Raw genomic sequence first — 19,268 nt, 5'->3', positions numbered from 1 at the left:
TTTCTTCCGAAATGTGCAGAGGCTTGCGCTTGCCACCCGCGCATGTCACGCTCGCGCGGAGCCAATTCGGGAGAAGGCAGCATGATCGGGAGGATCGCCACGGCGGCCACGGCCACCGCAGCAGGTCTTGTATTCAGTGCGTTGACATGGGCGCCGGCCGCATCGGCCGCGCAGATCACGCGTTTTTCACCCGAAGGGGTGAACCCGCAGGTGCGCCAGGTGGCCATCCGGTTCGACGAACCGATGGTGCCGATGGGCGACCTCAAGGCTGCCGCGCCGGCATCGGTGTCGTGCGTGGGCGGCGTCGGCGGCAGCGGGCGCTGGGTCAACGCCACGAACTGGGTCTACGACTTCGAGCGTGACCTGCCGCCCGGCGTGCGCTGCACCGTACAGATCACCCCGGCCCTCAAGAGCGTGGCCGGCAAGGCGTTCGCCGGCAAATCCGAATACCGGTTCGAAACGGGCGGTCCGATCGTGATCGCCGCGCGCCCGTCCGGCGGCCAGGTCGAGGAAGACCAGGTCTTTGCGCTGCGCTTCAACGGCGCGGCCACGGCCGGGTCGATCCGGTCCCATGCCTGGTGCCAGGCCGAGGGGCTGGGCGAACGTATTCCCGTGCGGCTGCTGGCCGGCAAGGAACGCGACAGCGTCATCGAGGCGCTGCACTGGAAGGAAGTGGTCAAGCGCGACGGCGATGCCGTGCATCTGCTGGCCTGCCAGCAGCGCCTGCCTGCCGGCGCACGCATGCAACTGGTGCTCGATGCGGGCATTGCCACCCCGTCGGGCCTGGCCACCACGGCGGCCCGCCGCTTCGACTTCCAGGTGCGCGACCCCTTTGCTGCGGGCTTTACCTGCGAGCGCGAGCGTGCCGAAGCCCCCTGCACGCCGCTGCGGCCGATGACCGTCACATTCACCGCGCCGATTTCGCGCAAGGCGGCCGAAGGCATCGTGATGAAGACGCCGTCCGGTCCGAAGGCGCCGTCGTTTGATCCGGACGAGGCCCCCGATGCGCCGGTATCCACCATCACGTTCAAGGGTCCGTTCCCGGAAAAAGCCAGCCTGACGATCGAGGCGCCGAAGGATCTCAAGGACGAAAGCGGCCGGGCGCTCAGCAACGCCGACCTGTTCCCGATCAAGCTCACCACGGCGGCGCTGCCGCCGCTGGCCAAGTTCGCCGCCGCGCCGTTTGGCGTGGTCGAACGCTTTGCCGACCTGCCGCGCGGAAAATCGGCAAACGACTATCCGCCGCTGCTGCCCGTGACGCTGCGCAATGTCGAAGCCGACCTGCCCACGCTGGCCGTGCGTGCCGAGGCCGGCACCGTGGCGCGGCTCAAGGTCGATGACGACGGCGCCATCCTGCGCTGGTTCGGCATGGTCAAGCGCATGCACGAGAACAGCTGGACCGGGGAGCAGATCGCCGCCATCCGCGCGGGTCAGGCACCGTATTCCGTCCAGAGCCCGCGCAACGCCCCGTCGATCGAGACGCGCTCGGTGTCGCTGCTCGAAGGCGTGGCTGGCGCCAGGACGCTGGCCATTCCGAAGTCCACCGACACCACGCCGCGCCCGTTCGAGGTGGTCGGCATTCCGTTGCCCGAACCCGGGTTCCACGTGGTGGAGATCGCCTCGCCGATGCTGGGCGAGGCGCTGCTCGGCAAGAAGGCGCCGATGTACGTGCGTACGGCGGCACTCGTTACCAACCTTGGCGTGCATTTCAAGCTGGCACGTGGCGAGGGCGACGGCGACATGAGTGGCCTGGCGTGGGTGACCACGCTCGATGACGGCAAGCCCGTGGCCAATGCCAGGGTGGCCGTCCGCAGTTGCGAGGGCGAGCTGCTGGGGCAGGGCACCACCGATGCCACCGGCGTGGCGCGCTTCGCCAAGCTGGCCGACCGCCGCTACAAGGATTGCGCCAACGGCATGGACGGCTATTTCGTGTCGGCCCGCATCGCGGCCGACCATGCCCAGGCGCGCGGCAAGGCGGACATGGCCTTTGTCATGTCGGACTGGAATCGCGGCATCGAGACGTGGCGCTTCAACGTGCCCACCGATCTGAGCCCGAAGCAGACCGTGCGTGCCCATACCGTGTTCGACCGCACGCTGCTGCGCGCCGGCGAGACGGTGTCGATGAAGCACCTGATCCGTAACGAGACCGCGCAGGGTTTTGCATTGCCGCAGGCCATGCCGGCGAAGCTGCTGATCACCCATGAAGGCAGCGGACAGAAGTACGAGATGCCGCTCGCCTGGCGCACCACCGCCACGGGCGGGCGCAGTGCCGAGAACGCGTTCCAGGTGCCGTCATCGGCCAAGCTCGGTGTCTACGACGTGGCGCTGGTCTACGACAACGATCGTACGCTCGATAGCGGCAGTTTCCGCGTCGAGGCCTTCCGCCTGCCGGTGCTGTCCGGCACGTTGTCGGTGACCCGGGACGCCAAGGCCAAGGGCAATGCGCTGGTGGCGCCCGCCGAGGTGCCGGTGGGCGTGGAGATCCACTACCTCAACGGGGGCGGTGCGGCCGGCCTGCCGGTGCGCCTGTCCGCGCTGATGCGCAACAAGGCGGTGAACTTCGCGGACTACGACGACTACGCGTTCAACCCGCCACGCGCGCAGCGGCAGAGCGGCAGTGGCGACGAGGAAGACGACCCGGACAGCGAAGGATCGCACGACGAATCCGAAAAACTCGTGGCCGACAAGCTGCCGCTGACGCTGGACAAGGATGGCAACGGCAAGCTGACGGTGAAGAACCTGCCGAAGGTCGATGCCCCGCGCGATCTGGTGCTGGAAGCCGGTTTTGCCGACCCGAACGGCGAGATCCAGACGCTGCGCCAGACGGTGCCGCTGTGGCCGTCGGCCGTGGTGGTGGGCATTCGTGCGGCCAACTGGGTATCGGTCAGCCAGAAGCTGGCCGTGCACACCGTGGTGCTCGATACCCAGGGCAAGCCGGTGGCCGAAGCGCCGGTGCAGATCAAGGCACGCGCCCGCATCACCACGTCGGCGCGCAAGCGCGTGGTGGGCGGCTTCTACCGCTACGACAACCGCAGCGAGACCAAGGACCTGGGCGTGGTGTGCGATGTGCGCACCGACGCCCAGGGCCGCGCACGCTGCGAGGTGGAACTGACGCAGGCCGGTGAAGTGGAGCTGATCGCCAATGCGCGCGATGCCGACGGCCGCACGGCGCAAGCCGCCACGACGGTATGGGTCACGCGCCAGGGCGAACTCTGGTTCGGTGGCGAGAATCATGACCGCATGGATGTGCTGCCCGAAAAGAAGGCGTACGCGCCCGGCGACACCGCCGTGTTCCAGGTGCGCATGCCGTTCCGCCGCGCCACGGCGCTGGTGGCCGTGGAACGCGAGAGCATCCTCGATACGCAGGTGGTGGAGCTCAACGGCAGCGACCCGACGATCAAGCTCAAGGTCAAGCCGGAATGGGGACCGAACGTGTACGTGTCGGTGCTGAGCCTGCGGGGCCGGCTGCGCGAAGTGCCGTGGTACTCGTTCTTCCAGTGGGGCTGGCGCCAGCCGCTGGACTGGTGGCACGCATTCCGTAGCGAAGGGCGCGAGTACGTGGCGCCGTCGCCGCTGGTTGATCTGTCGAAGCCGGCGTTCCGGCTGGGGCTGGCGCAGATTCGCGTCGGCAACGAGGCGTACCGGCTCGACGTGAGCGTGACACCGGACAAGGCGAGCTACCCGGTGCGGGGCAAGGCGCGCGTGACGGTGCAGGTCAAGCTGCCCGACGGCAAGCCCGCGGCCAATGGCGAGGTGGCGCTGGCCGCCGTGGACCAGGCGCTGCTGGAACTGATGCCCAACACGAGCTGGAACCTGCTCGACGCCATGGTGCAGCCGCGCAGCCATGGCGTGGAAACCTCGACGGCCCAGATGGAAATCATTGGCCGCCGCCACTATGGCCGCAAGGCGGTGCCGGCCGGCGGCGGCGGGGGCAAGAGCCCCACGCGCGAGTTGTTCGACACGCTGCTGGTGTGGAATCCGCGCGTGCAGCTGGACGGCGAGGGCAAGGCCGCGCTCGAGGTGCCGCTCAACGATTCGCTGACCAGCTTCCGCATCGTCGCCGTGGCCGATCTGGGCGTGAACCGCTTCGGCAGCGGCAGCGCCAGCATCGCCGCGACGCAGGACCTGCAGATGATCTCGGGCCTGCCGCTGTTGGTCCGTGAGGACGACAAGTACCGCGCGATGTTCACGCTGCGCAACACCACGCAGCGCGCGATGACCGTGGAAGCCACGGCACGCGCCACGCTGGTGGACGCACAGACGCTGCCGGCGCAGACCGTGCAGATTCCCGCCGGCGAGGCCCGCGAGATCGGCTGGGACATCACCGCGCCCGCGCTGCTGGCGTACAGCCGCAGTGGCACGATCCTGTGGGAGGTGGCCGCCGCCGAGAAGGGCACGGGCGGTGCCAGCGACAAGCTCAAGGTGTCGCAGCAGATCGTGCCGGCCGTGCCGGTGACCGTGCAGCAGGCGATGCTGGCGCAGCTGACGCCGAACATGTCGGTGCCGGTGCAGGCGCCGGCCGGTGCGCTGGCCGATCCGTCCGGCAAGCTGCGCGGCGGCATGCAGGTGACGCTGCAGTCGTCGCTGGCCGGCGGCATGCCTGGCGTGCGGGAATGGTTCCGCAATTATCCGTTCAGCTGCCTGGAGCAGCGGTCGTCGAAATCGCTCGGGCTGGGCGATGCGGCGGCCTGGGACGCGCTGATGGCGCAACTGCCGTCGTACCTCGACACGAACGGGCTGGCGTCGTACTTCCCGCTGCGCAGCGACAGCCAGTCGGGCAGCGAAGTGCTGACGGCCTACCTGCTGGCGATTGCCGACGAGGCGTCGCGCGCAGGGCTGCCGATGCGGATTCCCGACGCACAACGCGACCAGATGGAGCGTGGCCTGACAGCATTTGTCGAAGGGCGCATCGCGCCGCCGCGCTGGGCCCCGTCGTCGGCGACGATGGATCTGGACGTGCGCAAGCTGGCGGCCATCGAGGCGCTGTCGCGCAGTGGCAAGGCGCAGGGCCGCATGCTGGGATCGATCCAGATCCTGCCCGACCAGTGGCCGACGTCGGCGCTGATCGACTGGCTGGGCATCCTGTCGCGCGTACAGGACATCCCCGAGCGCGACAAGCGCATGGCCGATGCCACGCAACTGTTGCGCAGCCGCCTGACGGTGCAAGGCACGCGCCTGGTGTTCTCGACCGAGCGCACTGACAACTGGTGGTGGCTGATGGCGGGCGGCGACGTCAACGCGGCGAAGCTGCTGGCGCTGGCGTCGCAGCTGCCGGCCTGGAAGGAAGACGTGCCGCAGCTGGTAACCGGCCTGCTGGGCCGCCAGACGCGTGGGGCGTGGTCGACGACCACTTCGAACGCCTGGGGCGTGATGGCGATCCGCCGCTATGCGCAGGCCTACGAGAAGACGCCTGTGGCGGGCAGTGCGCGTGCCACGCTCGGCGACGTGTCGCGCACGTTCGACTGGTCCAGGGCGACGCATCAGGACGGCGTGGCCAGCGGCATGGTCGACCTGCCGTGGCCGGCGGCCTCCGCCAGCGCGCCCGTTGCGCTGCAGGTGGAGCAGCAGGGCACGGGCCGTCCGTGGGCCACGGTGCGGGCGCTGGCCGCCGTGCCGCTGCGCGAGCCGGTGGCGGCGGGCTATCGCATCCGCCGCAGCGTCACGCCGGTGGAGCAGGCCGTGGCGGGCAAGTGGTCGCGTGGCGACACCTATCGCGTCAAGCTCGATATCGATGCGCAGGCCGACATGACGTGGGTGGTGGTCAGCGATCCGGTGCCCACCGGTGCGACGATCCTGGGCAGCGGCCTGGGTCGCGATTCGGTGATCGCCACGCGCGACCAGAAGTCGGCATGGTCCGACTTCACCGAGCGCACGCCCGAGGCCTATCGCGAGTACTTCAGCTACGTGCCCAAGGGTGGGCTGTCGGTCGAGTACACGGTGCGGCTCAACAACGCGGGCGAGTTCGCGCTGCCGCCGACGCGTGTCGAGGCGATGTACGCCCCGGACGTGTTCGGTGAAGCGCCCAACGCGAAGCTGACGGTGGGAGCGGCCAAGTGAGCTGGATCGCCATGCGGATTCCCCCACGCGTGCGCGAATGGTGGATGGCCGGCGCACTGGCCGGCATTACCTACGGTGTGCTGCTGTTCCAGGCATCGCTTGAACTGCCGCCCAATACGCCGCTGACCGGGCAGATCGCGTACCAGCCGGTCTGGAAGACGGCGATGGTGCTGCTGCTGGCGCGGGCGGCGTGGTTTCATCGCCCGTCGGCCGAACGGCGCTGGCTGGTGATCGCGCTGGTCTTCTCGGGCCTTGGCGATTTTCTGCTGGCGCTGCCCGGGCTCCGCGTGTCGTTCGTCGGTGGGCTGGGCGCCTTTCTGATGGCGCATCTGGCCTATCTGCGGCTGTTCGTGCCGCTGGCCGGCGACATGCGTCCGCAGCGGCTGGTGGGCTGCGGGCTGGTGCTCGGTGCCGCCGGTGCGTTGCTGGGGCGCTTCTGGCCCAACCTCGGACCATTGATGTGGCCCGTGACGGTCTATATCGGCGTGCTGGCCGCCATGGCGTGCGCGGCGCTGCTGGCGCGCCTGCCGACGCCGCTGACGGCGCTCGGGGCGCTGTGCTTTGTGGTGTCCGACGCGCTGATCGGCACCGCGAAATTCCTGTCGGCGTTCGACACATACCAGCTCGGCATCTGGTGGACCTACGCCATTGCGCAGCTGCTGCTGGTGGCCGGTGTGGTGTCGGGGCGCGACGCGCACGATTGAGGCACCTGGTGCAGGCAAGGCGGGACGAAGCATGCGAATGAAGCGAAGTGCATGGGTGGTGACAAGCCTGCTGCTGTGGTCGGCCGGCGCGGCCCATGCCGTGCCCGGTTTCCGGGAGGTGCGCGACAACTGGCGCAGCGCCGATATCGTGGTCACGGATCGGCACGGGCAGACGGTGGCGCGCGTGCGCGACGACTTCCAGGCACGGCGTGGCGACTGGGTGACGTTGACCGATACCTCGCCGGCCTTGCGCACGGCCATCGTGCTGTCCGAGGACAGGCGCTTCTATGCGCATAGCGGGGTGGACTGGCAGGGCGTGGCCGCGGCGGCGTGGGCCAACCTCTGGAACACGCGCACGCGCGGGGCATCGACGCTGACGATGCAGTTGGCCGGGTTGCTCGACGCCGATCTGCGCGCCGGCCGTGGCCGCAGTTTCGGGCAGAAGATGGGGCAGGTGGTCAGTGCGTCGTCGCTGGAGCGCGGCTGGAGCAAGGATCAGATCCTGGAGGCCTACCTGAACCTGGTGCCGTTCCGGGGCGAACTGGTGGGGCTGTCGGCGATGTCGCAGACGCTGTTCGGCAAGGTGCCGAGCGGGCTCGATGCGCGCGAGTCGGCGGTGGCGGTGGCGCTGGTGCGCAGCCCGAATGCGTCGGCGCTGCAGGTGTCGAAGCGGGCGTGCGGCATCTTGCGCGACATGAAGCTGCCGCGCGAATGCGACGGGCTCGACGGCTTTACCACGCTGGTGCTGGCAAAGTCATCGGGCGCGGCGGGCGATGCGATGAACGCGCGCCGCGACATCCAGCTTGCACCGCATCTGGCGCGGCAACTGGTGGCCCAGGCGCGGGTTGCGACGCCGGCCGGAAAGCCGCTGCCGCCGCGCATCGAATCGACGCTCGACGCCGAATTGCAGCGCGTGGCAGCGGACAGCCTGGGCCGGCATCTGCGTGAACTGGCCGGCCGCAATGTCGAGGACGGTGCGGTGGTGGTGATCGACAACGCCAGCGGCGACGTGCTGGCCTATGTGGGGTCGTCAGGCGTGCTGTCGGCGGCGGCACAGGTCGATCACGCGGCCGCACTGCGGCAGGCCGGATCGACGCTGAAGCCGTTCCTCTATGCGCAGGCGATCGAGGAACGCCGGCTTACCGCCGCATCGTTGCTCGACGATCGCCCGGTCAATCTGCCGACCGGCGGCGGCCTCTATATTCCGCAGAATTACGATCATCGCTATGCCGGCTGGGTCAGCCTGCGGGCCGCGCTGGGGTCGTCGCTCAACGTGCCGGCCGTGCGCACGCTGGTGATGGTGACCCCGCATCGCTTCCATCGCCGCCTGGTGTCGCTGGGTCTGCCGCTAACGCAGTCGGGCGATTACTACGGCTACAGCCTGGCGCTGGGCAGTGCCGATGTGTCGCTGCTGTCGCTGACCAATGCCTATCGTACTTTCGCCAATGCGGGCGCGTACTCGGCACCGCGCATGACGGCGGGGGCCGCGATGCGCGCGAAGCGTGCGGTGATGACCCCCGATGCCGCGTATGTGATCGGCGACGTGCTGTCGGACCGCCATGCGCGGGCGCGCACATTCGGGCTCGACAGTCCGCTGACAACGCGTTTCTGGACGGCGGTGAAGACCGGCACCAGCAAGGACATGCGCGATAACTGGTGCGTGGGATGGTCGCAGGCCTACACGGTAGGCGTATGGGTGGGCAACGCAAGCGGCGCGAGCATGCACGACGTGTCGGGGGTATCCGGTGCGGCGCCCGTGTGGCACGAAGTCATGGAGGCGCTGCACCGGCGCAAGCCGAGCCGGGCGCCGGCGATGCCGGCCGGTGTGGAGCGCGTGGCGCTGGATTTCGAGGACGACCTGGAGCCCGCGCGTGACGAGGTGTTTCTGACGGGTACGGCCGTGCCGCACATCCGCATCGGCAAACCCGGCAAGACACCCGGTACGCCGGCGATTGCAAGCCCGGCGGACGGCACGATCTTCGCGCTCGATCCCGATATCCCGCTGGCGGCGCAACGGGTCTGGTTCCATGCCGACGGGCTGACCGGGCAGACTGCCAACGCCGTGACATGGCGCATGGACGGCAAGCCGCTGGGCAAGGGGGGCCAAGTGGGCTGGCTGCCATGGCCGGGACGGCATCGTGTGCAGCTGGTGGATGCCGGCGGCAAGGTGGTGCACGAGATCGGCATCGAAGTGCGCGGCGCCAGCGTGCGCGCGTCCACGGCGCAGAAGGTGTCGCTGCGGCGCTGACGCCGCGCCGCCAGCCGGCGGCTACAGCGGGGATTGCGGCAGTTCGCGCGCCTTGAGGAAATCGACGAACACGCGCAGCTTGGGTGGCATCAGCGCGCGGCTCGGGTAGTAGAGGTAGAAGCCCGAGAACGGCGGCGTCCAGGCATCGAGCACGGTGACCAGCGCCCCCGACGCCAGCGCCCCGGCGATATGGTGCGGAAACTCGTACACCAGCCCCAGCCCTGCCAGTGCGGCCTGATGCAGCATGGTCTTGTCGTTGGCGATCAGCGCGGGCCGTGTGTCGACGGTGAACGGGCGGCCGCCCGCGCGCGAAAACTCCCAACGGTACATCGACCCCATGGGCCCGAAACGATATTGCAGGCAGGCATGCCGATGCAGGTCATGGGGCGTTTCCGGCGTGCCATGGGCGGCCAGGTAGTCCGGCGAGGCGGCTACCACCATGCGTAGCGGGCCTGTGACAGGAATCGCGACCATATCCTGCTGCAGGGCTTCGCCCAGGCGCAGGCCGGCATCGAACCCTTCGGCGATCAGGTCGATGAAGCGGTCGTCGGTCACCAGATCGACGCATATCGACGGGTACGCACGCATGAAATCGGTCAGGATGGGCCGCAACGCGATGACCACCGCCGAATGCGAACTGGTGAGCCGCAGCGTGCCCACCGGTACGTCGCGCTGCTGGCGTACGTCGTCGGTGGCGGCATGGATTTCGGCCAGGGCCGGTGCCACGCGCGCCAGCAGGGCCGCCCCAGCCTCCGTCAGGCCCACGCGTCGCGTCGTGCGTTGCAGCAGGCGCACGCCAAGCCGATCTTCCAGATGGCGCACGGTCTGCGAAATCGCCGAAGGGCTGACGCCCAGGGCGGCGGCAGCAGCGGTGAAACCCCCAAGTTGCGCCACGCGCGTGAAGGCGGCCAGCGCGGGCAGGGAATCAGGGTCGATTGTGAAGTCAGGCTTCATGATGCGTGCAGCGTAGCACGCTGTTTCCCAATGCGGGGGATGGCGATACTGGCGCTCATCCGGTTGGGACGCGCTGGTTGTTCTGGTGCCCGCCGGGACTTGAAACCACAAGGAGTCTCCCGATGACGGCAATGCGCAAACTGGGGCAGGTTGGCCCCGAAGTCTTTCCCCTGGGCCTGGGTTGCATGGGCATGAGCGAGTTCTATGGCGACCACGACGACGCCGAATCTATTCGTACGATTCATTACGCTATCGATAAAGGCGTAAATTTTATCGATACGGCAGATATCTATGGTCCGCACACCAACGAGCAACTGGTGGGCCGGGCATTGGCCGGACGCCGTGACAAGGTGGTGCTGGCCACCAAGTTCGGCATTGTGCGCGATCCCGCCAATCCGGGGGCGCGCGGCGCCAATGGCCGTCCCGAATATGTCCGGGCGTCTTGCGATGCCAGCCTGAAGCGGCTGGGCGTGGATCATATCGACCTGTACTACCAGCATCGCGTGGACCCGGACACGCCGATCGAGGAGACCGTCGGCGCGATGGCCGATCTGGTCAAGGCCGGCAAGGTGCGGTGGATCGGGCTGTCCGAGGCCGGCACGGCTACCATCGAGCGCGCCCATGCGGTGCATCCGGTGACGGCCCTGCAGACCGAATACTCGCTGTGGACGCGCGACGTGGACGAGAACGGCATTCTGGCCACCTGCCAGCGTCTGGGCATCGGCTTTGTGCCATACAGCCCGCTGGGGCGCGGCTTCCTGACCGGGGCCATCCGTACGCCCGACGATTTCGCGCCGGACGACTATCGCCGTACCAATCCGCGCTTCACGGGCGAAAACTTCGCGCGCAACCTGAAGCTGGTGGATGCCGTGCGCGAGCTGGCGGCAGCCAAGGGATGCACGGCGGCGCAACTGGCGCTGGCCTGGGTACTGACGCGCGGCGAGCAGGTGGTGCCGATTCCCGGCACGCGGCGAATCGCCAATCTGGACGACAATCTGGGCGCACTGAACGTCACACTGTCTGCGCGAGATCTGGCCGATATCGACGCGGTGTTCCCGCTGGGCGCAGCGGCGGGTACGCGCTACGCCGAACAGGTGATGTCGCTGCTGTCGCGCTGATCGGTGTCCGGCGATGGGCCGGCCGGGTGACAATGTCGGCCTTCGCGTCTTTTTTGCCTGTACTGGCCCCACACCGATGACTGCCGAGCCCACCGTCCCCCTGACTGCCCTGGATGCCGCCGCCACCGCGGCACGCCTGCCGTATCCCGCGCTTGCCCGGGCCATTGGATCGATGCTGGGCGAACTGCGCGACGGCACCGCGATGGCGCCGCCGCGCATTGCGCTGCCCGTGGGCGACGCCGCGCGCGGGCAGGGCACGCTGCTGGTGATGCCGGCGTGCAACCGCGACATCGTGATGACCAAGAACATCACCGTCCATCCGGGCAATCCGCAGCGGGGCCTGCCCAATATCCTGGGCGAAGTGGTGGTGGCCAACGCGCATACCGGCGAGCGAATCGCCATGCTCGACGGCCCGACCGTCACCGGCCGGCGCACCGCCGCCGTATCGTTGCTGGCAGCGCAATCGTTCGCACCGATGATTGACGGGGAACTGCTGATCGTCGGCGCGGGCGTGCAGGCGCAAACCCATCTCGAAGCGTTCGTGGCCGGCTTGCCCGTGCGCAAGGTCTGGCTGCAGTCGCGCACGCGCGACAAGGCCGACGCGCTGGCCGCGCAAGCGCGGGCGCTGGGCGTGGCCGCCGACGTGATCGACGATGTCGCGGCAGTGCTGCCCCGGGTGTCGATGGTGGTCACCGTGACATCGAGCCGGTCTCCGGTGCTGCCGGATCTGGACAGCGGCCTCTGGACCGACCGCCATTTCGTGGCGGCCGTCGGCGCATTCCGGCCCGACATGTGCGAACTGCCGCCGCAACTGTGCCAAACGGCATCGGCGCGGGGCCGCCTGCTGGCCGACACGCTGTTCGGTATCGAAGAGGAAGCGGGCGACCTGCTGCAGGCGGGCATCGACTGGAACACGGTGCAGCCGTTCGAGACGGCCATTCTCGATGCCGACACCCTGCGTACGCGAACGGGCAGTCCGCTGGTGTTCAAGAGCGTGGGCTATGCGCTGTGGGACCTGGCTGCCTGCATCCTGGCCAGCCAGAAGTGACGCGGGGCTGGCGCCCGAATTCCGTCCGAACGCCTGTTTGAGCATTCGGCTATGCAGTCACAAAACCACTCGCATTGAGTGGTTTTTCATTTGTGAAACAGAACCGTTGTGCTGACGCGTCGTTTTGGATGCAAAAACGCCGAAATCAGTGTCCGCCTTTTGGGTTAACCCTGTCTTTAGGGCATTTCTTCTATCATCCCGTCCCGTGTATGAAACAGTCCGCGCAAGCCCCGCAGGATAATTGCCGCCAGCAGTGGCTGTATTCAGAAGAAAGAGGACGGAGTAAGAGGAACAATGAAAAAGATCTATAAGAACATGCTGATGGCGGGTGCCGCCATGGCAATGGCTGGCGCCGCACAGGCCCAGTCCGCGGGCACTAACGTGGTGAGTCTTGGCTGGATGCGCGTGATGCCGACGGGCGACTCGCAACTGCTGACGATCGATTCGATCGGTGGCCGTCCGGCTGGCGTGCAGCGCCCGAACACCGGCGCCAAGATCGACGGCGCCGACACCGCCGGCCTGACGTTCGGGCACTTCTTCACCGACAACATTTCGGCCGAATTCGTCGTGGGCATCCCGCCCCAGCACGATGTCAGCGGCGACCGCGGCTATGCCCAGTACGGCAAGCTGGGCGAAGTGCGTCAATGGAGCCCGGCGATCGTCGCCAAGTGGCATTTCTTTGACGCCAAGACCAAGTTCCGCCCGTACGTCGGCGTGGGTGTGAACTACACCTGGTTCACCGGCGAGACGGTCACGAATCAGACGTTCGTGCAGCGCGAGTTTGGCCCGGGGTCGACCATGACGGCGACCGCCAGCTCGTCGTGGAACCCGGTGTTCAACGTCGGCGCGAACTACGCGATCAACGAGAAGTGGTTCCTCGGCTTCTCGGTGTCGTACGTGCCGATCTCGTCCACGGCCCACTTCACGACCACGCTGGCCAATGGCGCCAAGGTCGAGTCGCACACCAAGATCAAGATCGATCCGGTCGTGACGTTCCTGCACGTCGGCTACAAGTTCTGATCCATCACGGACCAGACGCCAGATGGCGAAAAGGGCACCCTCGGGTGCCCTTTTCATTGGCCGGATATCAGGCCGCCGACTTCACCGGGTAGCCGGCATCCTCGATGGCTTGCCGCAGCGCCTGGCGATCCGCGGCCGATTCGACCTTGACCGACTGGGCCGGCACGTCGGCGGCCACCTGGGCGGACGGATCGACGGCCTGCACCGCGCGGGTGATCGCGCCGACGCAGTGGTTGCAGGACATGCCTTCGACCTGGAACTGGATCATGGTGTGACTCCTTGTTGACGATTTGAGACCGGAAACGACTTTCGGAAGCAGTATGAACCTTCCCACCATGGGAAGCGCAAGCCCGCGATGGTGACGCGGAAATAACGCCGCCCGGCCTTGACCTTCCAATGATGGTAAGGTCCACAGTACAGTTGTCGCGCCCCGTGCGCCTTGCCGGATTTCGCTCATGTCCACCCCTGCGTCGTCCCTGAGTTCCGTCTCGAACACCACGCCGAATGCCGCCCGGAATGACGTTGGCGCCGCCGAGTGGCGCCTGCCTGTCGAGGGCATGACTTGCGCGTCGTGCGTGGGCCGCGTCGAGCGTGCGCTGGCGAAGGTGCCCGGCGTGCATGACGTGGCGGTCAACCTGGCCACCGAGCAGGCCACGCTCCATGTCGACAGCGGCGCCGCACTGGCCGCCGCCGCACAGGCCGTGGCCGATGCGGGCTACGACGTGCCGCGCGACGAGGTCGAGCTCGACATCGCGGACATGACCTGCGCGTCATGCGTGGGCCGCGTGGAGCGTGCGCTGCGGGCCGTACCCGGCGTGCAGGACGCCCAGGTCAACCTGGCTACCGAGCGCGCCACGGTGACGGTGCTGCGCGGCACAGCCGATGCCGCGGCACTTGCCGAGGCTGTGGCGCGCGCCGGATATGGCGCCAGGCCGGTGGTCGATGCGGCAGCCGCTGCATCGGGTACGGAAGCACGGCGAACCGATGTCTGGTCCGGTCCGTGGCCCGTGGCGATCTCCGCCGCGCTGTCGCTGCCGCTGGTGGCGCCGATGGTGCTGGAATGGTTCGGCATCCACGCGATGCTGCCGGGCTGGCTGCAATGGCTGCTGGCCACGCCGGTGCAGTTCGTGTTCGGCTGGCGCTTCTACAAGGCCGGCTACAAGGCCGTGCGTGCCCGTGCCGGCAATATGGACCTGCTGGTGGCACTGGGTACGTCGGCCGCCTATGCGCTGTCGATCTGGCAGATGTTCGATGCCGAGCCCGGCGCCATGCCTCACCTGTACTTCGAAAGCGCCGCGGTCGTGATCACGCTGGTGCGGCTGGGCAAATGGCTGGAAGTCCGCGCCAAGCGCCAGACCGCCGATGCCATCCGCGCGCTGGCCGCCCTGCGCCCCGATACGGCGCGCGTGGTCCGCAACGGCGTGGAGCAGACCGTGCCGCTGGCCGACGTGCGCGTGGGCGACGACATCATCGTCCGGCCCGGCGAGCGGATTCCGGTCGATGCCGAAGTGGTGACCGGCGCCAGCCATGCCGATGAATCGATGCTGACCGGCGAGTCGCTGCCGGTGCCGAAGCAGCCGGGCGACCGCCTGACCGGTGGATCAATCAATTTCGAGGGCCTGCTGGTCGCGCGTACCGTGGCCGTGGGTGCCGAGACGGTGCTGGCCAGGATCATCCGCATGGTCGAGCACGCGCAGGCAGCCAAGGCGCCGATCCAGCGCATGGTGGACCAGGTCAGCGCGGTGTTCGTGCCCGTGGTGCTGGGCATTGCGCTGGCCACGCTGCTGGGCTGGGGCCTGATTGCCGGCGACTGGAGCCAGGCGCTGCTCAACGCAGTGGCCGTGCTGGTGATCGCCTGCCCCTGCGCGCTGGGCCTGGCCACGCCGACCGCGATCATGGCGGGCACCGGCGCCGGTGCGCGCGCAGGCATCCTGATCAAGGACGCCGAGGCACTGGAAGTGGCGCATCGCGTGTCGATCGTGGCGTTCGACAAGACCGGCACGCTGACCGTCGGCAAGCCCGAGGTGGTGGCGCTGCACGCCGCCGATGGTGATGACAACGCACTGCTGGAAAAGCTCGCGGCATTGCAGGCCGGCAGCGAGCATCCGCTGGCACGCGCCGTGGTGGCGCTGGCGGCCGATCGCGGTATCGCGGCGCCCGTGGCCAGCGATGTGCGCGCGCTGCCGGGCCGCGGCATTGCCGGCGTGGTGGCGGGGCAGGCGCTGCAACTGGGCAGCGAGGGGCTGCGCGCGTCGCTGAACGCCGATGCGGGTGGGCTGCAGGCCGATGCCGAACGCCTGCGCGGCGAAGGGCGCACGGTATCGTGGCTGATCGACGCCGCGACGCCTTCCGTGCTGGGGCTGGTGGCGTTTGGCGATGCGCTGAAGCCGGGCGCGGCGGCCGCCATCGCACGGCTGCGCGAGGCCGGCATCCGCACCGTGATGCTGACCGGCGATAACGCCGGCGCGGCGGCCCGCGTGGCCAGCGTGCTGGGTCTGGACGACGTGCAGGCCGAGGTATTGCCCGGGGACAAGGCCGCCCGCGTGACGGCGCTGCGGGCTGACGGCAAGGCCGTGGTGGCGATGGTGGGCGATGGCATCAACGACGCGCCGGCGCTGGCCGCGGCCGATGTCGGCATCGCGATGTCCACGGGCACCGACGTGGCGATGCACGCCGCCGGCATCACGCTGATGCGTGGCGATCCCGCGCTGGTGGCCGATGCGCTGGCGGTGTCGCACCGGACCGTGCGCAAGATCCGCCAGAACCTGTTCTGGGCCTTTATCTACAACGTGATCGGCATACCGCTGGCCGTGGCGGGGCTGCTCAATCCGGTGGTGGCGGGCGCCGCGATGGCGTTCTCCAGTGTCAGCGTGGTCAGCAACGCGCTGCTGCTGCGCCGCTGGCATCCGCTGGCGGGCCAGCAAGCCAAGGAGGCAAGATGAATATCGGAGAAGCGGCGGACGCCTCGGGCGTATCCGCCAAGATGATCCGCCACTACGAATCGATCGGCCTTGTCGATGCGCCGCCGCGCAGCGAGGGCGGCTATCGCCGCTACGACGAACGGGCGGTGCATACCTTGCGCTTCGTGCGGCGCGCCCGTAATCTCGGCTTCTCGCTCGACGAGATTCGCAGCCTGCTGTCGCTCTGGCATGATCGCGGGCGGGCCAGCGCCGACGTGAAGGCGCTGACGCTGCGGCATGTGGCGGAACTGGAGGTCAAGATTGCCGAGCTGGCCGCCATGCGCGACACGCTGCGCGCACTGGCCGAGGCCTGCAGCGGCGACGACCGGCCCGATTGCCCGATCCTGTCCGACATGGCGTCGGAAGCGTCGGAAAGGTCGGAAGCGCCGGGTTGTCCGGCATGCCACGCCTGAACGCAGTCCATCCGCAGCATCACGACAAGCAGGTCCCAACAAGGAGAGATTGGGATGAACGAGCCTGTGACCGCCTTTGCGCTGGCTTCCGCGCCGGCGCCCGCCATCGCGCCGACCGAATCGCGCCAGCGCATGCGCGATGGCACCGAACTGCTGCTGCGTACCTGGCTGCCCGATCCGCAGCACTTTCCCGAGCCCCTTGGCACCGTCCTGCTCGTGCACGGACTGGCCGAGCATAGTGGCCGCTATCCGCATGTTGCGGCCGCGTTGTGCGCGCTGGGGCTGCGCGTGCGGGCCTACGACCACCGGGGCCATGGCGCGAGCGGCGGCCCGCGCATGGTGGTGCCGCATCCCGACAGCTATCTCGACGACCTGGCCGAAATCCACGATGCCGCAGTGCGGCAATGGCACGAACTGCCGATCGTTCTGGGCCACAGCATGGGTGGCCTGGTGGCGGCACGTTTTGCGACGGCCCGCGTGCGGCCGATCCGGGCGCTGATCCTGTCGTCGCCGGCGCTGGCGTTGAAGTTGTCCAATACTATGCTCACGCTGCATCGCGTGCTGCTGGCGCTGGTGCCGCATATGCGTGTGCCGAATCCCATCGACGCCCATCTGCTGTCGCACGACCCCGAAGTGGCGCGTGCCTATCGTACCGATCCGCTGGTGCAGGGGTCGATCAGCGCCAGCGTGCTGGAGTCGTTCCTGCGCGGCATGGCGCAGGCGCAGGATGACGCGCCACGGCTGGAAGCGCCGATGCTGATGCTGGTGGGCGGCGCCGACCGCATCGTCGATCCGCAGGGCAGCCGTACCTTTTTCGCTCACGCGCCCGAGGACCTGCGCGACATGGCGTGGTTCGAGACCGGTTTTCACGAGATATTCAACGAGGCCGAGCCATTGCGCGGCGAGGTCTTCGCGGCACTGACCGACTGGCTTCGCCGGCACCTGGAGAATCCGGCAAAGCCCTGACGACGGCCGCTGCCAAGTCGTGCGATGATGCCCGGCATTCCACAAGAAAAAAAAGCGCCCTCAGGGCCGGCAAAGGAAGCAAGGGATATGGAGACGTACGACTACATCATCGTGGGCGCGGGCTCGGCCGGCTGCGTGCTGGCCAATCGCCTGACGCAGGACGCCGATGTCAACGTGCTGCTGCTCGAAGCGGGCGGCAAGGACGACTACCACTGGATCCATATTCCGGTGGGCTACCTGTACTGCATCGGCAATCCGCGCACTGACTGGCTGTACCGCACCGTCGAAGAGGCTGGCCTCAATGGCCGTTCGCTGGGATACCCGCGCGGCCGCGTGCTGGGCGGCTGCTCGTCGATCAACGGCATGATCTACATGCGCGGGCAGCGCGAGGATTACGACGACTGGGCACGCATCACCGGCGACGACGGCTGGCGCTGGGACAACGTGCTGCCGCTGTTCAAGCGTAGCGAGGACCATCATCGCGGCGCCAATGAATTCCACGGCGCCGGCGGCGAGTGGCGCGTCGAAGGGCAACGGCTGCACTGGGACATCCTGGAGCGGTTCATCGACGCCGCCGAGCAGGCCGGCATTCCGCGCACCAGCGATTTCAACTGCGGCGACAACTTCGGCGTGGGCTATTTCGAGGTGAACCAGCGGCGCGGCATTCGCTGGAACACGGCCAAGGCATTCCTGCGCAAGGCGTCGGACCGGCCCAACCTGACCATTGTCACGGGCGCCCAGGTCAGCGGGCTGGTCTTCGATTCGCCCGACGGCCGGCGCTGCACTGGCGTGCAGTACCTGGGCGGCGGCCAGCAACTGGAAGCGCGGGCCACCGAAGAGGTGATTCTGGCCGCCGGTGCGATCAATTCGCCGCAATTGCTGGAACTGTCGGGCATCGGCCAGCCGGAACGGCTGCAGGCGCTGGGCATTCGCGTGCGCCATGCCCTGCCCGGCGTGGGCGAGAACCTGCAGGATCATCTGCAGCTGCGTACCGTCATCAAGGTGCAGGGCGTGCGCACGCTCAATACGCGCGCGTCGAAGTGGTGGGGCAAGCTTGGCATCGGCCTGCAGTACGCGTTCAACCAGAGCGGGCCGATGAGCATGGCGCCATCGCAGCTGGGCGCGTTCGCGCGCAGCGACGAGGGCCAGGCGCGCGCCAATGTCGAATATCATGTCCAGCCGCTGTCGCTGGACAAGTTTGGCGACCCGCTGCACGACTTCAATGCCTTCACGGCCAGCGTCTGCAACCTGCGGCCCACGTCGCGCGGCAGCGTGCATATCGACAATGCGGACTTCCGCCGCGCACCGCGGATCGCGCCGAACTACCTGTCGACCGAGGCCGACCGCAAGGTGGCCGCCGATTCGATCCGCCTGACCCGGCGCATCGTCGCATCGCCGGCGCTGGCGCCGTACCAGCCCAGCGAATGGCTGCCGGGCCCTGCGTTCCAGACCGACGAGCAGCTGGCGGAGGCGGCCGGCGCCATCGGCACCACGATCTTCCATCCGGTGGGCACCTGTCGCATGGGCGCCGGGGACGACGCCGAGGCGGTGGTCGACAACCGGCTGCGCGTACGCGGCATCGATGGACTGCGCGTGGTGGACGCCTCGGTCATGCCGCTGATTACCTCTGGCAATACCAACTCGCCGACGATCATGATTGCCGAGCGGGCCAGCGACATGATCCGCGCCGACCGCAAGGCACGCGCGAGCGGTGCAGCAAATACCCCGCAAATCGTCACGTCGGTGTCGGCGTAAGGGTCTTCCACGATACCTGGCGAAG

12 protein-coding genes are annotated in these 19,268 nt (G+C 68.1%); 10 read left to right on the top strand and 2 right to left on the bottom strand.

Annotation, left to right across the window (positions count from 1 at the left end):
- Nucleotides 1–81 precede the first annotated feature (81 nt).
- Genes D9X30_RS02410 through pbpC form a run of 3 tightly spaced genes read left to right on the top strand, consistent with a single transcriptional unit; the run spans nucleotide 82 to nucleotide 9,009 of the window.
- Nucleotides 82–6,057 (top strand): alpha-2-macroglobulin family protein, encoded by a 5,976-nt coding sequence (locus D9X30_RS02410; RefSeq protein WP_153946308.1) that lies wholly within the window; start codon nucleotides 82–84, stop codon nucleotides 6,055–6,057.
- Nucleotides 6,054–6,761 (top strand): lysoplasmalogenase, encoded by a 708-nt coding sequence (locus D9X30_RS02405; protein ID WP_249640862.1) that lies wholly within the window; start codon nucleotides 6,054–6,056, stop codon nucleotides 6,759–6,761. Before D9X30_RS02410 ends, D9X30_RS02405 begins: the two co-directional genes overlap by 4 nt.
- Nucleotides 6,762–6,798: 37 nt before the next feature.
- Entirely contained in the window at nucleotides 6,799–9,009 is a 2,211-nt protein-coding gene (gene pbpC, locus D9X30_RS02400) for a penicillin-binding protein 1C (RefSeq protein ID WP_153946309.1), read from the top strand.
- Nucleotides 9,010–9,030: 21 nt separating this feature from the next.
- Here pbpC and D9X30_RS02395 read toward each other — a convergent pair whose 3' ends face one another.
- The gene (locus D9X30_RS02395) at nucleotides 9,031–9,963 is read right to left on the bottom strand and encodes a LysR family transcriptional regulator (protein ID WP_153946310.1); all 933 of its coding nucleotides are present in this window, start codon (nucleotides 9,961–9,963) and stop codon (nucleotides 9,031–9,033) included.
- Between the two features lie 122 nt (nucleotides 9,964–10,085).
- On the opposite strand from D9X30_RS02395, the gene D9X30_RS02390 reads away from it, so the two are divergent.
- From D9X30_RS02390 to D9X30_RS02380, 3 genes are all read left to right on the top strand, one after another.
- The gene (locus D9X30_RS02390) at nucleotides 10,086–11,081 is read left to right on the top strand and encodes an aldo/keto reductase (protein WP_153946311.1); all 996 of its coding nucleotides are present in this window, start codon (nucleotides 10,086–10,088) and stop codon (nucleotides 11,079–11,081) included.
- A 76-nt stretch (nucleotides 11,082–11,157) separates the two neighbouring features.
- Nucleotides 11,158–12,129 (top strand): delta(1)-pyrroline-2-carboxylate reductase family protein, encoded by a 972-nt coding sequence (locus D9X30_RS02385; RefSeq protein WP_153946312.1) that lies wholly within the window; start codon nucleotides 11,158–11,160, stop codon nucleotides 12,127–12,129.
- A 294-nt stretch (nucleotides 12,130–12,423) separates the two neighbouring features.
- On the top strand, nucleotides 12,424–13,149 hold the full coding sequence (locus D9X30_RS02380; protein ID WP_153946313.1) for an OmpW/AlkL family protein: 726 nt from the start codon (nucleotides 12,424–12,426) through the stop codon (nucleotides 13,147–13,149).
- Nucleotides 13,150–13,216: 67 nt separating this feature from the next.
- Here the strand turns inward: D9X30_RS02380 and D9X30_RS02375 are convergent, their stop codons facing one another.
- A complete protein-coding gene (locus D9X30_RS02375; protein WP_153946314.1) occupies nucleotides 13,217–13,417 on the bottom strand; it encodes a heavy-metal-associated domain-containing protein in 201 nt (66 codons plus the stop codon).
- A gap of 187 nt (nucleotides 13,418–13,604) precedes the next feature.
- Between D9X30_RS02375 and D9X30_RS02370 the strand changes: the two genes are divergently transcribed.
- The 4 genes from D9X30_RS02370 (at nucleotide 13,605) to D9X30_RS02355 (ending at nucleotide 19,243) form a co-directional block, all read left to right on the top strand.
- On the top strand, nucleotides 13,605–16,091 hold the full coding sequence (locus D9X30_RS02370; RefSeq protein WP_153946315.1) for a heavy metal translocating P-type ATPase: 2,487 nt from the start codon (nucleotides 13,605–13,607) through the stop codon (nucleotides 16,089–16,091).
- Nucleotides 16,088–16,522, top strand: coding sequence for a Cu(I)-responsive transcriptional regulator (gene cueR / locus D9X30_RS02365; RefSeq protein ID WP_153946316.1), 435 nt, complete (start codon nucleotides 16,088–16,090; stop codon nucleotides 16,520–16,522). The genes D9X30_RS02370 and cueR overlap by 4 nt, the downstream gene beginning before the upstream one ends.
- 54 nt (nucleotides 16,523–16,576) lie before the next feature.
- Entirely contained in the window at nucleotides 16,577–17,488 is a 912-nt protein-coding gene (locus D9X30_RS02360) for an alpha/beta hydrolase (RefSeq protein WP_153946317.1), read from the top strand.
- A gap of 87 nt (nucleotides 17,489–17,575) precedes the next feature.
- Nucleotides 17,576–19,243 carry a GMC family oxidoreductase gene (locus D9X30_RS02355; RefSeq protein ID WP_153946318.1) on the top strand — a complete coding sequence of 556 codons (1,668 nt, stop codon included), beginning with the start codon at nucleotides 17,576–17,578 and terminating at the stop codon, nucleotides 19,241–19,243.
- Nucleotides 19,244–19,268: the final 25 nt, after the last annotated feature.

Origin of the sequence: Cupriavidus sp. U2, assembly GCF_009663685.2 — a bacterium.
Taxonomy (GTDB): Bacteria; Pseudomonadota; Gammaproteobacteria; order Burkholderiales; family Burkholderiaceae; genus Cupriavidus; species Cupriavidus necator_C.
The sequence above is the reverse complement of the archived record's forward strand: the minus strand, read 5'-3'. Positions and strand labels throughout refer to the sequence as shown.